General features: G+C 70.4%; 13 protein-coding genes. 9 read left to right on the top strand and 4 right to left on the bottom strand.

The window, feature by feature from the left end:
* Positions 1 to 116: 116 nt before the first annotated feature.
* Positions 117 to 629, bottom strand: a complete 513-nt coding sequence (locus I8N68_RS08535; RefSeq protein ID WP_200209331.1) for an Lrp/AsnC family transcriptional regulator — start codon at positions 627 to 629, stop codon at positions 117 to 119.
* A gap of 208 nt (positions 630 to 837) precedes the next feature.
* On the opposite strand from I8N68_RS08535, the gene I8N68_RS08530 reads away from it, so the two are divergent.
* The 9 genes from I8N68_RS08530 to I8N68_RS08490 all read left to right on the top strand — a co-directional run bounded on the left by I8N68_RS08530 (position 838) and on the right by I8N68_RS08490 (position 9395).
* A complete protein-coding gene (locus I8N68_RS08530; RefSeq protein WP_200209330.1) occupies positions 838 to 2022 on the top strand; it encodes a polyamine ABC transporter substrate-binding protein in 1185 nt (394 codons plus the stop codon).
* 5 nt (positions 2023 to 2027) lie between these two features.
* Positions 2028 to 3179 (top strand): ABC transporter ATP-binding protein, encoded by a 1152-nt coding sequence (locus I8N68_RS08525; protein WP_200209329.1) that lies wholly within the window; start codon positions 2028 to 2030, stop codon positions 3177 to 3179.
* 76 nt (positions 3180 to 3255) lie between these two features.
* Positions 3256 to 4167 carry an ABC transporter permease gene (locus I8N68_RS08520; protein WP_200209328.1) on the top strand — a complete coding sequence of 304 codons (912 nt, stop codon included), beginning with the start codon at positions 3256 to 3258 and terminating at the stop codon, positions 4165 to 4167.
* Entirely contained in the window at positions 4167 to 5015 is an 849-nt protein-coding gene (locus tag I8N68_RS08515) for an ABC transporter permease (RefSeq protein ID WP_234039141.1), read from the top strand. The genes I8N68_RS08520 and I8N68_RS08515 overlap by 1 nt, the downstream gene beginning before the upstream one ends.
* Positions 5012 to 6433, top strand: coding sequence for an NAD(P)/FAD-dependent oxidoreductase (locus I8N68_RS08510; protein WP_200209327.1), 1422 nt, complete (start codon positions 5012 to 5014; stop codon positions 6431 to 6433). Before I8N68_RS08515 ends, I8N68_RS08510 begins: the two co-directional genes overlap by 4 nt.
* Positions 6433 to 7635, top strand: coding sequence for a saccharopine dehydrogenase family protein (locus I8N68_RS08505; RefSeq protein WP_200209326.1), 1203 nt, complete (start codon positions 6433 to 6435; stop codon positions 7633 to 7635). The genes I8N68_RS08510 and I8N68_RS08505 overlap by 1 nt, the downstream gene beginning before the upstream one ends.
* A complete protein-coding gene (gene speB / locus I8N68_RS08500; protein ID WP_200209325.1) occupies positions 7632 to 8645 on the top strand; it encodes an agmatinase in 1014 nt (337 codons plus the stop codon). Before I8N68_RS08505 ends, speB begins: the two co-directional genes overlap by 4 nt.
* 46 nt (positions 8646 to 8691) lie before the next feature.
* Entirely contained in the window at positions 8692 to 9087 is a 396-nt protein-coding gene (locus tag I8N68_RS08495; RefSeq protein ID WP_200209324.1) for a type II toxin-antitoxin system RelE/ParE family toxin, read from the top strand.
* The gene (locus I8N68_RS08490; RefSeq protein WP_200209323.1) at positions 9084 to 9395 is read left to right on the top strand and encodes a transcriptional regulator; all 312 of its coding nucleotides are present in this window, start codon (positions 9084 to 9086) and stop codon (positions 9393 to 9395) included. Before I8N68_RS08495 ends, I8N68_RS08490 begins: the two co-directional genes overlap by 4 nt.
* Positions 9396 to 9476: 81 nt before the next feature.
* Here the strand turns inward: I8N68_RS08490 and I8N68_RS08485 are convergent, their stop codons facing one another.
* From I8N68_RS08485 to I8N68_RS08475, 3 genes are read right to left on the bottom strand one after another with little or no spacing between them, the layout of a single operon-like run.
* Entirely contained in the window at positions 9477 to 9908 is a 432-nt protein-coding gene (locus I8N68_RS08485; protein ID WP_234039139.1) for a DUF779 domain-containing protein, read from the bottom strand.
* Entirely contained in the window at positions 9908 to 11413 is a 1506-nt protein-coding gene (gene adh, locus I8N68_RS08480) for an aldehyde dehydrogenase (protein WP_200209322.1), read from the bottom strand. Before adh ends, I8N68_RS08485 begins: the two co-directional genes overlap by 1 nt.
* Positions 11414 to 11457: 44 nt before the next feature.
* Positions 11458 to 12732 (bottom strand): GAF domain-containing protein, encoded by a 1275-nt coding sequence (locus I8N68_RS08475; protein ID WP_200209321.1) that lies wholly within the window; start codon positions 12730 to 12732, stop codon positions 11458 to 11460.
* Positions 12733 to 12814 lie beyond the last annotated feature (82 nt).

Below are 12814 nucleotides of genomic sequence, written 5' to 3'. Positions count from 1 at the left end.
GTGACACCGGCCGCTCTGCCCACGGTTATCGCACAACGAGTGTTGATAACGCAAGTAGCAGGGGCCTGCTGCAACGGATTCAGCGAAAGCGGCTAACCCGTGCAACGGAATCCGTATCAGGCCGTACCCCAGCTGTAGGTCTGCTTGCGCAGCTTGAGGTAGACGAATGCCTCGGTGGCGAGCACTCCCTCGACGGCGCGCAGCTTCTGCAGGATCTCCAGCAGGTGGGCGTCGTTGCGGCAGACCACCTCGGCCAGCAGGTCGAACGAGCCGGCCGTGATCACCACGTAGTCGATCTCCTCGAAGCCGGCGAGCCGGTCGGCCACCGTCTCCAGGTCGCCGTTCGTGCGCAGGCCGATCATCGCCTGGCGGGGGAACCCGAGCTGGAGCGGATCGGTCACCGCGACGATCTGCATGACCCCGGCGTCGAGCAGGCGCTGCACCCGCTGGCGTACCGCCGCCTCGGAGAGGCCGACGGCCTTGCCGATGGTCGCGTACGGGCGGCGGCCGTCCTCCTGGAGCTGCTCGATGATCTGCTTGGCCACGTCGTCCAGCAGAGCGTGACTGGAGCCTTCACGCACAGTGACGCGACGTGTGCCATTGCCGGTCTCCGGATGCCGGTTGTTCATCGCCGCTCCCCACGTCCGATTCCTTGGGGCTGAGCGTAGTGCCCCGGCGCAGTCTGGCGTATTTCGTCGCCCATTGCTAATCCCGCAACGGAATCCCTTGTAAGGAAGGTCACCTCATGTCAGGATCAGTCGTCCATCGCCACTGACCCTCCCGCCGGCGTGCAACCCCCGTCCCGCCGCCGACGATGACCCCCCTAGGAGTCGTCACATGCGTAGTCCCCTCCGGCCCCTCACCCGGCGTGGTCTGCTCACCGGCACCCTCGGCTCGGCAGCGCTGCTGGCCACCGCCGGCACGCTGGCCGGCTGCGGCACGAAGGGCGCCCAGCAGACCGAGGCCGGCTGTAAGAGCGATGACCTCTCCGCCACGGAGAAGAAGCTCGCCTTCTCGAACTGGCCGCAGTACATGGACGTCGACGAGAAGGACGAGTCGAAGCGCCCCAGCCTCGACGCCTTCATCGCCAAGTCCGGCATCCAGGTGACCTACACCGAGGACGTCAACGACAACAACGAGTTCTTCGGCAAGGTGCAGAACCAGCTCGCCGGCTGCCAGGCGACCGGGCGGGACATCATGGTCCTCACCGACTGGATGGCGGCCCGGATGATCCGGCTCGGCTGGATCCAGAAGCTCGACAAGTCGAAGATGCCGAACGTCGAGGCCAACCTGCTGCCGTCGCTGCGCAACCGGTCCTTCGACCCGGACAGCCAGCTCGCCATCCCGTGGCAGTCCGGCCTGGCCGGCCTGGCCTACAACGGCAAGGTGACCAAGGAGATCCGCACCGTCGACGAGCTGCTCACCAAGCCCGAGCTGAAGGGCAAGGTGACCGCGCTGTCCGAGATGCGCGACACCATGGGCCTGCTGCTCCAGTCGAACGGCCACGACCCGGCGAACTTCACCGCCGCGCAGTTCGACGACGCGTTGGCCAAGCTGAAGAAGGCCGTGGACTCCAAGCAGATCCGGAAGTTCACCGGCAACGACTACGCCCCGGACCTGGCCAAGGGCGACATCGCCGCGTGCATCGGCTGGTCCGGCGACGTCATCCAGCTCGGCTTCGAGGACGAGAAGATCAAGTTCGTGGTGCCGGAGTCCGGCGTCATGCTCTGGTCGGACAACATGCTGGTGCCGAACAAGGCCAGCCACAAGGCCAACGCCGAAGAGCTGATGAACTACTACTACGACCCGGTGGTGGCCGCGAAGCTCGCCGCGTACGTCAACTACATCTGCCCGGTCAAGGGCGCCCAGGCCGAGATGGAGAAGATCGACCCGGACCTGGCCAGCAACCCGCTGATCTTCCCGGACGAGCCGATGCTGTCGAAGTCCAAGGTCTTCATGGCTCTGGACGAGAAACAGGAGAAGGAGTACGAGACCAAGTTCCAGCAGGTCATCGGGGCGTGAGAACGATGGGACACGAGGCACCGGCCGGCGACCTGCGGCTGGCGAACCTGACCAAGAAGTTCGGCGTCTTCACCGCGGTCGACGACCTCAGCCTGACCATCCCGCAGGGCTCGTTCTTCGCCCTGCTCGGCGCGTCCGGCTGCGGCAAGACCACCACCCTGCGGATGATCGCCGGGCTGGAGGAGCCGACCAGCGGACAGGTGCTGCTCGGTGACCGGGACATCGCCCGGCTGCGGCCGTACAAGCGGCCGGTGAACACCGTGTTCCAGAGTTACGCGCTCTTCCCGCACCTGGACATCACCGAGAACGTGGCCTTCGGGCTGCGCCGGCGGGGCATCCGCAAGGTCGCCGAGCAGGTCGACCGGATGCTCGCGCTGGTGCAGCTCGAGGGCTACGGCCCGCGCCGGCCCGCCCAGCTCTCCGGCGGGCAGCAGCAGCGGGTCGCGCTGGCCCGCGCACTGATCAACCACCCGCAGGTGCTGCTGCTGGACGAGCCGCTCGGCGCGCTCGACCTCAAGCTGCGCCGGCAGATGCAGATCGAGCTGAAGCGGATCCAGACCGAGGTCGGCATCACCTTCGTGCACGTCACCCACGACCAGGAGGAGGCCATGACCATGGCCGACACCGTCGCGGTGATGAACGCCGGGAAGATCGAGCAGCTCGGCGCGCCCGCCGACATCTACGAGTTCCCGGCCACCGCGTTCGTGGCGAACTTCCTCGGCCAGTCCAACCTGCTGGCCGGCGAGGCCAGCGGCACGAGCGGCAGGGACGTGCTGGTCTCCGCGCACGGCGGGCGCTTCTCCGTGCCCGCCGCGCGGGCCCGCCTCGCAAGGGGACCGGTCTTCCTCGGGGTACGCCCCGAGAAGCTGCACCTGGTCGCCACCGCCGCCGCGGTGCCGGCCGGCCACCAGCACGTCGGTGGCGTGGTGACCGATGCCTCCTACGTCGGGGTCAGCACCCAGTACCTGGTGAAGACCGCCTGGGGCAGCGAACTGTCGGCGTTCTCCGCGAACAGCGGCCTCGGCGGGCAACTGCCGGTCGGCACCCCGGTGGTGGCGCACTGGGACCCGCGGCACGCCTTCCTGCTTCCCCGCGAGCCGGGCGAGGACGACCGCACCACCCCGCTGCTCGACGAGCCGGTGGGTGTCCTGCCGTGAACGAGCGCAGCGAGCGAACCATTCGGCTCAGTCCATCACCAGGTCATGGTGACGCCGAGCGGAGCGAGGTGGCGCCATGACCGCCCTCGCGCACGTACCCACCGGGTCGGGGCAGTCGGCGTCGCCGCCGGCGCCCCGGCGCGGGCGGCACCGGCTGCTGCCGTACCTGCTGCTGCTGCCGGGCGCAGCCTGGCTGCTGATCTTCTTCGCTGTGCCGCTGGTCCAGCTCGCCGCGGCCAGTCTCTACGACCCCAGCGGCTCGGTGACCACCGGGTACGCGATGACCGGGGCCGTCGGCAACTACCCGGCGGCGCTCCAGGAGTACTGGCCGCAGCTGGTCCGGTCGTTCGTCTACACCGGGATCGCGCTGGTGCTGGCCCTGCTGATGGGTTACCCGCTGGCGTACGGGATCGCGCAGAAGGCCGGCCGGTGGAAGAACCTGCTCTTGGTCTCCGTGGTCGCGCCGATGTTCACCAGCTTCCTGGTCCGCACGCTGGCCTGGAAGACCATCCTGTCGGACAACGGCTGGCTCGTCGGACTGCTGCGGGACGTGCACCTGCTCGGGCCGGACGGTCGGTTGCTGGCCACCGCGGGTGCGGTGGTGCTCGGCCTGACGTACAACTTCCTGCCCTTCCTGGTGCTGCCGCTGTACGCGAGCCTGGAGCGGCTGGACCCCCGGATGCTGGAGGCGGCGAGCGACCTCTACGCCAGCCCGCTGCGGGCGTTCCAGAAGGTCACCCTGCCGCTGTCGATGCCCGGCCTGGTCGCCGGCACGCTGCTCTTCTTCATCCCGGCCAGCGGTGACTACATCAACGCCGAGCTGCTCGGCACCCCGAGGGACAACATGATCGGCAACGTCATCGACTCGGCGTTCCTGGTCAAACTGAACTACCCGCAGGGCGCGGCGCTGTCGTTCCTGCTGATGGCGGCGATCCTCGCGGTGGTCTTCGTCTACCTGCGCAAGGCCGGCACGGAGGAGGTGCTCTGATGGGTTCCCGCTTCGGCCGGTGGATCGCCGACCGGTGGGTGATGGGGGTCGCCCTGCTGGTGCTCGGTTACCTCTTCCTGCCGATCGCCGTGGTGATCGGGTTGTCGTTCAACCGCCCGTCTGCCCGGAACACCTACGACTTCAACGAGTTCACGCTGGACAACTGGCGCAACCCATGCGCCACCTCGGACATGTGCGACGCGGTGGTACGCAGCGCACAGATCGGCTTCATCGCCACCGTGGTGTCCACCGTGCTCGGCACGCTGATGGCGTTCGCGCTGGTCCGGCACCGGTTCCGCGGTCGGGCCGCGATCAACATGCTGATCTTCCTGCCGATGGCCACGCCGGAGCTGGTGATGGGCACCTCGCTGCTCTCCCTCTTCGTCGCCGCCCAGGTGCCGCTGGGTTTCTGGACCATCGTCATCGCGCACGTGATGTTCTGCGTCTCGTTCGTGGTCGTGACCGTCAAGGCGCGGCTCGCCGGCATGGACCGCCGGCTGGAGGAGGCCGCCATGGACCTCTACGCCAGCGAGTGGCAGACCTTCCGGCGGATCACCCTGCCGTTGGTGCTGCCCGGCATCGTGGCCGCCGCGCTGCTCGCCTTCTCCCTGAGCTTCGACGACTTCATCATCACGAACTTCAACTCGGCCACCACGGTCACCTTCCCGATGTGGGTCTGGGGCGCCGCCGGACGGAGCATTCCGCCGCAGGTCAACGTGATCGGCACGGCGATGTTCGCGATCGCCCTGCTGCTCGTCGGCGCCAGTTCGTTGCGCGGTCGCCGGGCTCGGCGGGCCGCACTCGCGGTCCCGGTCGCGGCCGGACGACCGGCGAAGCGCCTGTCATGAAACTCCCGCATACCGGCCGGGCGCTGGCCGACGCCGCGCCCGTGCCCTACTGGCTGGACCGTCCGGAACGCCCCGACCCGCTGCCGCCACTGACCGGCGCGACCACGACCGACCTGCTGGTGGTCGGCGGCGGGTACGCCGGACTCTGGACCGCCCTGCTCGCCAAGCAGGCCTACCCCGACCGTGACGTGCTCCTGGTGGAGGCCGGCACCTGCGGCTGGGCGGCGTCCGGGCGCAACGGCGGATTCTGCGCCGCCTCGCTCACCCACGGCCTGGCCAACGGCGTCGACCGCTTCCCCGGCGAGATCGACGAGCTGGAACGACTCGGCCGGGAGAACCTGGACGCGATCGCGGCCGCGGTCGACAAGCACGGCATCGACTGCGACTTCGAGCGCACCGGTGAGCTGGCGGTGGCCGTCGAGCCGTACCAGCTGGCCGGGCTCGCCGAGGACGCCGAGCTGGCCCGCCGGTACGGCCACGACGTGCGACTGCTCGACGCCGACGAGGTCCGCGCCGAGGTGGACTCGCCGACGTACCTCGGTGGGATGTGGGACCGGGACCGGGTGGCCATGCTCGACCCGGCGAAGCTGGCGTGGGGGCTGCGCCGCGCCTGCCTCGAGCTGGGCGTCCGTATCCACGAGCACACCCGGGTCACCGGCCTGCGCCGCGACGGCGCCGGGCTGCGGCTCGCCACGGCCGGCGGCGCCGACGCGGCCCCGGGCAGCGTCCACGCCCGCCAGGTCGCGCTCGCCACCAACGCGTTCCCGCCGCTGCTGCGCCGGCTGCGGGCCTGGCTGGTCCCGGTGTACGACTACGCGCTGATGACCGAGCCGTTGACGCCCGCCCAGCGGGACGCCATCGGCTGGCGCAACCGGCAGGGGCTCGCCGACGTCGGCAACCAGTTCCACTACTACCGGATCACCGCGGACGGGCGGATCCTCTTCGGCGGGTACGACGCGGTCTACCACTACGGCAACCGGATGGCGCCCGAGCTGGCCCAGCGGCCGGCCACCTTCGCCGCGCTCGGCGACCACTTCTTCACCACCTTCCCGCAGCTGGACGGCCTGCGGTTCAGCCACCGCTGGGGCGGGGTGGTCGACACCTGCACCCGGTTCTGCCCGTTCTTCGGCACCGCCTACTCCGGGCGGCTGGCGTACACGGCCGGGTTCACCGGGCTCGGGGTGGGGGCGACCCGGTTCGGCGCCCAGGTGATGCTCGACCTGCTCGGCGGGGCGGAAACCGCGCTGACCCGCCTCGACCTGGTGCGCAGCAAGCCGCTCCCGTTCCCACCGGAGCCCGTGCGGGCCGCCGGCATCAATCTCACCCGCTGGTCGCTCGCCCGTGCCGACGCGCGGGAGGGCCGGCGCAACGTCTGGCTCCGTACGCTCGATCGTCTTGGTTTGGGGTTTGATTCCTGATGCGCATCCTGCTCGTCGGCGCCGGCGGCGTCGGCTCCGCCGCCGTCGCCATCGCGGCCCGCCGCTCCTTCTTCGAGACCATGGTGGTCGCCGACTACGACCTCGGCCGCGCCTCTCGGGCGATCGCCGACCACGACCACCGATTCGTCGCCGCCCAGGTCGACGCGGCGTCGGCGGACGCGGTCGCCGCGCTCTGCCGGGAGCACCAGATCACCCACGTGCTCAACGCGGTCGACCCGCGCTTCGTCATGCCGATCTTCGACGGCGCGTTCGCCGCCGGCGCCGACTACCTCGACATGGCGATGTCCCTGTCCCACCCGCACCCGTCCCGCCCCCACGCCGAGACCGGGGTGAAGCTCGGCGACGAGCAGTTCGCTCGCTCGGAGCAGTGGTCCGGTGCCGGGCGACTCGCGCTCTGCGGCATCGGCATCGAGCCGGGACTGTCGGACGTCTTCGCCCGCTACGCCGCCGACGAACTGTTCAGCGAGATCGACGAGATCGGGGTCCGCGACGGCGCCAACCTCACCGTCGACGGGTACGACTTCGCGCCCTCGTTCTCCATCTGGACCACCATCGAGGAGTGCCTCAACCCACCGGTCATCTGGGAGGCCGACCGGGGCTGGTACACCACGCCGCCGTTCAGCGAGCCGGAGGTCTTCGACTTCCCCGAGGGGATCGGCCCGGTCGAGTGCGTCAACGTGGAGCACGAGGAGGTGCTGCTCATCCCGCGCTGGGTCAAGGCGAAGCGGGTCACCTTCAAGTACGGCCTCGGCGACGAGTTCATCGAGGTGCTCAAGACGCTGCACAAGCTGGGCCTGGACGCGGTTTCCCCGGTCCGGGTGGGCAACCTCTCGGTGTCGCCGCGCGACGTGGTCGCCGCCTGCCTGCCCGACCCGGCCACCCTCGGGGACCGGATGCACGGCAAGACCTGCGCCGGGACGTACGTGACCGGCACCGGGGTCGACGGCCGGCCCCGCAAGGTCTACCTCTACCACGTCGTGGACAACCAGTGGTCGATGAAGGAGTACGGCCGCCAGGCCGTGGTCTGGCAGACGGCCGTCAACCCGGTCGTCGCCCTGGAGCTGCTCGCCACCGACGCCTGGTCGGGCGCCGGGGTGCTCGGTCCGGAGGCGCTGCCGCCGGTACCCTTCCTGGACCTGCTGACCGGCTACGGCTCGCCGTGGGGGATGGAGGAGCGGTGACCCGCTACGGCCCGATGTTCGGCCCTGACGTCACGTTCCTCGGCGTGCCGCCCTGCACCCTTTCCGAGCCCGTCACCTACGTAGACGCGGACGTCGTCATCGTCGGCGCGCCCTTCGACGGCGGCACCTCGCACCGGCCGGGTACCCGGTTCGGCCCGTCCGCCATCCGGCAGGCCTGCTACCTGCCGCACGACGGCTCCCGCCCGTCGCTGGCGTTCCGCGTCGACGCCCTGAAGGACCTCCGGGTGTACGACGCCGGTGACGTCGAGATGTTCTCCGGCGACATCGAGCGGTCCCTGTCGTCCCTGGAAGAGGCCGTTCTCGCGGTGGCGCGGACCGGTGCCATCCCCATCGTGCTCGGCGGCGACCATTCCATCGCGCTGCCCGACGCCACCGGGGTGGCCCGGCACCACGGGCTGGGCCGGGTGTCGCTGGTGCACTTCGACGCGCACGCCGACACCGGCGACATCGAGTTCGGCTCGCTGCACGGCCACGGCCAGCCGATGCGCCGGCTCATCGAGTCCGGCGCCGTACGCGGCGACCGCTTCCTCCAGATCGGCCTGCGCGGCTACTGGCCCGGCCCCGAGACGCTGTCCTGGATGGCCGAGCAGCGAATGCGCTCGTACGAGATGACCGAGGTGGTCGCCCGGGGGCTGGACGAGTGCCTGTCGGAGGCCTTCGCGATCGCCACCGACGAGTGCGAGGGCGTCTTCCTCTCCGTCGACGTGGACGTGGTCGACCCCGGCATGGCCCCCGGCACCGGCACCCCCGAGCCCGGCGGCTTCACCTCCCGCCAACTCCTCGACGCCGTCCGCCGGGTCTGCTATGAACTGCCGGTCGTCGGCGTCGACGTGGTCGAGGTCGCCCCGCCCTACGACCACGCCGACATCACCGCCTACCTCGGCAACCGCGTAGTCCTGGAGGCCCTGTCGGCGATCGCCCGCCGCCGCCGCGACGCCGCCGGCGGCCCGCCCTGGAACCCCACCCAACCCCTCCTCGACGCCCGCTGACCTCCGTTCGCTCGCCGGGTTGTTTAGCCCGGGCTATAGTTGTGCCATGGCTGCTGCCACCGGGGGACGCTGGTCCGTTCGGGTCACCAAAGAGGTCCGCCAATGGCTTCGGGATCTTCGACGAGAAGATCCTGAGACCTACGAGAGTGTCAGGGTGGCCGTGGACATGCTGGCCGAGATCGGGCCGGGTCTGGGGCGCCCTCTCGTGGACACACTCCGCGGGAGCAGCATCGGCAACCTCAAGGAGCTTCGGCCGAGATCGGGACGAGACGTGGCGATCCGCCTGCTCTTCGTCTTCGATCCCTGGTCGCAGGCCGTTCTCCTGGTGGCGGGCAATAAGGCGCGCAACTGGACGCGGTGGTACGAGGACAACATCCCGCTGGCGGAGGTTGCCTACAAGGCCTGGCTCGACAATGAGCGTGAGCGGAGGGGGGAGTCGTGACCGAGTTCTACGACTGGGACGACGTGCGTCAGGAGCTTGGCGGTGACGACGCGTCCTACGAGCGTGAGCGGGCCCGGACCGAAGCGTGGGTGAGCGCCTTCCATCTCGCGGAGGAGCGCAAGCGGCTGGGGCTCACGCAGCGGGAGGTCGCCGATCTCATGGGGGTCACACCCGGACGGGTCAGCCAGATCGAGAACGGCGACCTCGACGTCAACGAGGTAGCAACGCTGAGCCGGTACGCCAACGCCCTCGGTGCCCGGCTGCGGATCATCTTCGACTACGGCAATGACCTTCGCCAGATCGCCTGAGGGCGACGACGTCCTCGCGTTCCGGGTGTGGTTGGTCGGCGAGGACATCGTCGAACGGCGCTCGGCGGGGAGCTGACCGGGTCAGGGGGCGAGGTGGGAGCGGATGAGGAAGCGGACGCCGTCGGGGGCCTCCAGGGAGAAGCCGCTGCCTCGGCCGGGGACCACGTCGACGGTGAGCCTCGTGTGCTTCCAGAGGTCCCACTGGGACTTCGAGATCCAGAATCCGACGGGCTCGGGTACGCCGTCCACCGCGAGCGACGCGAGCAGGACATCGGAGCCGCCGGTGCGGAACTCGCCGGCCGGATAGCACATCGGTGCGCTGCCGTCGCAGCAGCCGCCGGACTGGTGGAACATCAGCGGCCCGTGCCGCCCCCTCAGTGACCGGATCAGTTCGGCCGCCGCGGGCGTGACCGTCACGGGCGGCGGCGCCGCGGCGCCCGGCGAACCGGGCACCGCGGCCCCGTCGGACACGGCACTCAGCGGCGCCGCGGTCCCGTCGGAGACGGTGTCCATCAGAAGAAGCCGAGCTTCTTGGTGGAGTAGCTGACCAGCAGGTTCTTGGTCTGCTGGTAGTGCTCCAGCATCATCTTGTGGTTCTCCCGGCCGATCCCGGACTGCTTGTACCCGCCGAACGCGGCGTGCGCCGGGTACGCGTGGTAGCAGTTGGTCCAGACCCGCCCGGCCTGGATCGACCGTCCGGCCCGGTACGCGGTGTTCATGTCCCGGGTCCACACGCCCGCGCCGAGGCCGTACAGCGTGTCGTTGGCGATCTTCACGGCGTCGTCCAGGTCGGCGAAGGAGGTCACCGAGACCACCGGCCCGAAGATCTCCTCCTGGAAGATCCGCATCGAATTGTCGCCCTCGAAGATGGTCGGCTGCACGTAGTACCCGCCGGAGAGTTCGCCGCCGAGGTCGGCCCGCTCGCCCCCGGTGAGCGCCTTCGCGCCCTCCTGCCGGCCGATGTCCAGGTAGGACAGGATCTTCTCCAACTGGTCGTTGGACGCCTGCGCCCCGATCATCGTGTCGGTGTCCAACGGGTGCCCCTGCGTGATCGCCTTGGTCCGCTCGACGGCCGCCGCCAGGAAGTCCGAGTAGTGGCCCTGCTGGATCAGCGCCCGGGACGGGCAGGTGCAGACCTCACCCTGGTTGAGGGCGAACATGGTGAAGCCTTCGAGGGCCTTGTCGTGGAAGTCGTCCCGCGACGAGCTGACGTCGTCGAAGAAAATGTTCGGGCTCTTGCCGCCCAGTTCCAGCGTGACGGGTTTGATGTTCTCGCTGGCGTACTGCATGATCAGCCGCCCGGTGGTGGTCTCGCCGGTGAACGCCACCTTCGCCACCCGCGGTGAGGAAGCCAGCGGCTTGCCCGCCTCCACGCCGAAGCCGTTGACCACGTTCACCACGCCCGGCGGCAGGAGGTCGGCGACCAGCGAGAGCCAGTAGTGGATCGACGCCGGGGTCTGCTCGGCCGGCTTCAGCACCACGGCGTTGCCGGCGGCGAGCGCGGGCGCCAGCTTCCAGGTCGCCATCAGGATCGGGAAGTTCCACGGGATGATCTGGCCGACCACGCCCAGCGGCTCGTGGAAGTGGTAGGCCACGGTGTCGTCGTCGATCTCGCCGAGCGAACCCTCCTGCGCCCGGATCGCCCCGGCGAAGTACCGGAAGTGGTCGATGGCCAGCGGGATGTCGGCGGCCAGGGTCTCGCGTACCGGCTTGCCGTTCTCCCAGGTCTCGGCGACGGCCAGGGACTCCAGGTTGTCCTGCATCCGGTCGGCGATCTTGTTGAGGATCAGCGCCCGCTCGGCGACCGAGGTGCGTCCCCAGGCGTCGGCGGCGCCGTGTGCGGCGTCGAGCGCCTTCTCGACGTCCTCGGCGGTGCCCCGGGCCACCTCGCAGAAGGTCTGACCGGTGACCGGGGTGGGGTTCTCGAAGTACTGGCCACCGTGCGGCTTGACGTACTCGCCGCCGATGAAGTGGTCGTAGCGGGACTGCCAGTGGGTCGGGGCGTCGTAGCGCGTCATCGGTACCTCCGCCGTCCGTCAGGGGTTATGGCGGGACCCTAGTTTCACCGACGTTGCAGGGACGTTGCGCGCGGAAGTCCGTACTCCTGAGAGAGCTGGCGGATGCGCGCGGCGGCGAGGGGCCGGCGCGGCGCGCCCGGCGGCAACGCCCGCGCCAGGGCCTGCCAGGCGGTGAGGTCGTCGGCGCCGGCGGGGGTCGAGGTCCAGGCCGCGAGCAGCGCCGGGTCCGCGGCGGCCAGCACCGCCGCGCGGAGCTGCCCGTCGACCAGCCGGCGGAGTCGCGCCACTCCCGGCGCGTCCGACCCGGGCAGCAAGGGCCCCGGGTACGCCTGGAGCGCGCCGGCCGGGTCGCCGCGTTCCAGCAGCTCGGTGACGGTACGGAAGTCCGCCCGCACGGTGCCGCGCAGCCGGTAGGGGCGGGAGTCGAGCAGTTCCGGGCCGAGCGCCCGGCGCAGCCGGGACAACTCGGCGCGCAGGGTGACCGGGTGCAGCCGGTCGTCGCCGTAGAGGTCGAGGCCGAGCTGCTCGCCGCTCCGCCCCTCGGGATGGTCCAGGAGCAGCACCAGCAGTTCGCTGTGCCGCCGGCCGAGGCGGATCCGCCGACCGCCGACGCGCAGCTCGGCCTCGTCCCGGCCGAGCGCGGTGACCTGGATGACGTCCGGCTCGACGGGTGCGGCGCTGGCGAGGAACGCCTCGGCGGCCCGGGCGGTGGCCCGGACCAGGGCGAGGCTCTGCGGGTTGGCCAGGTGGTCGCCGCCGGTGATGTCGACCGCGCCGAGCAGCCGCCCGCTGGGATCGTGGATGGGCGCGGCGGCGCAGGTCCAGCGCTGCACCGGGCGGACGAAGTGCTCGGTGGCGAAGATCTGCACACTGTGGTCGACGGCCAGGGCGGTGCCGGGGGCGTTGGTGCCGGCGTGCGTCTCGTCCCACCGCGCGCCGGGGACGAAGTTCATCCGCTCGGCGTGCCGGAGCACCCCCGGGTGCCCCTCCACCCAGAGCAGCCGCCCGTTCGCGTCGCAGACCGCCATCAGTTGGGCGCCGTCCTGGGCGATGCCGCCGAGCAGGTCGCGGAAGAGCGGCAGTACCCGGGCGAGCGGGTGGGCCGCCCGGTAGCTTTCCAGCGCGTCGTCGGCGAGGTCGACCGGGGCGGTGGCCTCCGGGTCGAGCAGCGCGGATCGTTCCCACGACCGCCGGACGACGTCGCGGACCCGGTCGGATGTGGTCCCGGCGGTGAGGAACGCTTCGTGGGCGGCACCGACCTGCGCGATCCGCTCGGCCGGGTCGGCGCCGAATTCCAGGGCGAGCCACGGGTCAGCCATGGGCGACCTCCTCGCGCCCATCGTGACGCAGCCCACCCCCTCCCGCCAAGGGTCGGGGAGGGGCCTTTCCGACGACTACGCG

Source organism: Micromonospora coerulea (genome assembly GCF_016598485.1).
Taxonomy (GTDB): Bacteria; Actinomycetota; Actinomycetes; order Mycobacteriales; family Micromonosporaceae; genus Micromonospora; species Micromonospora coerulea.
Note: the sequence above shows the minus strand (reverse complement) of the source record. Positions and strands in the feature narration are given on the sequence as shown.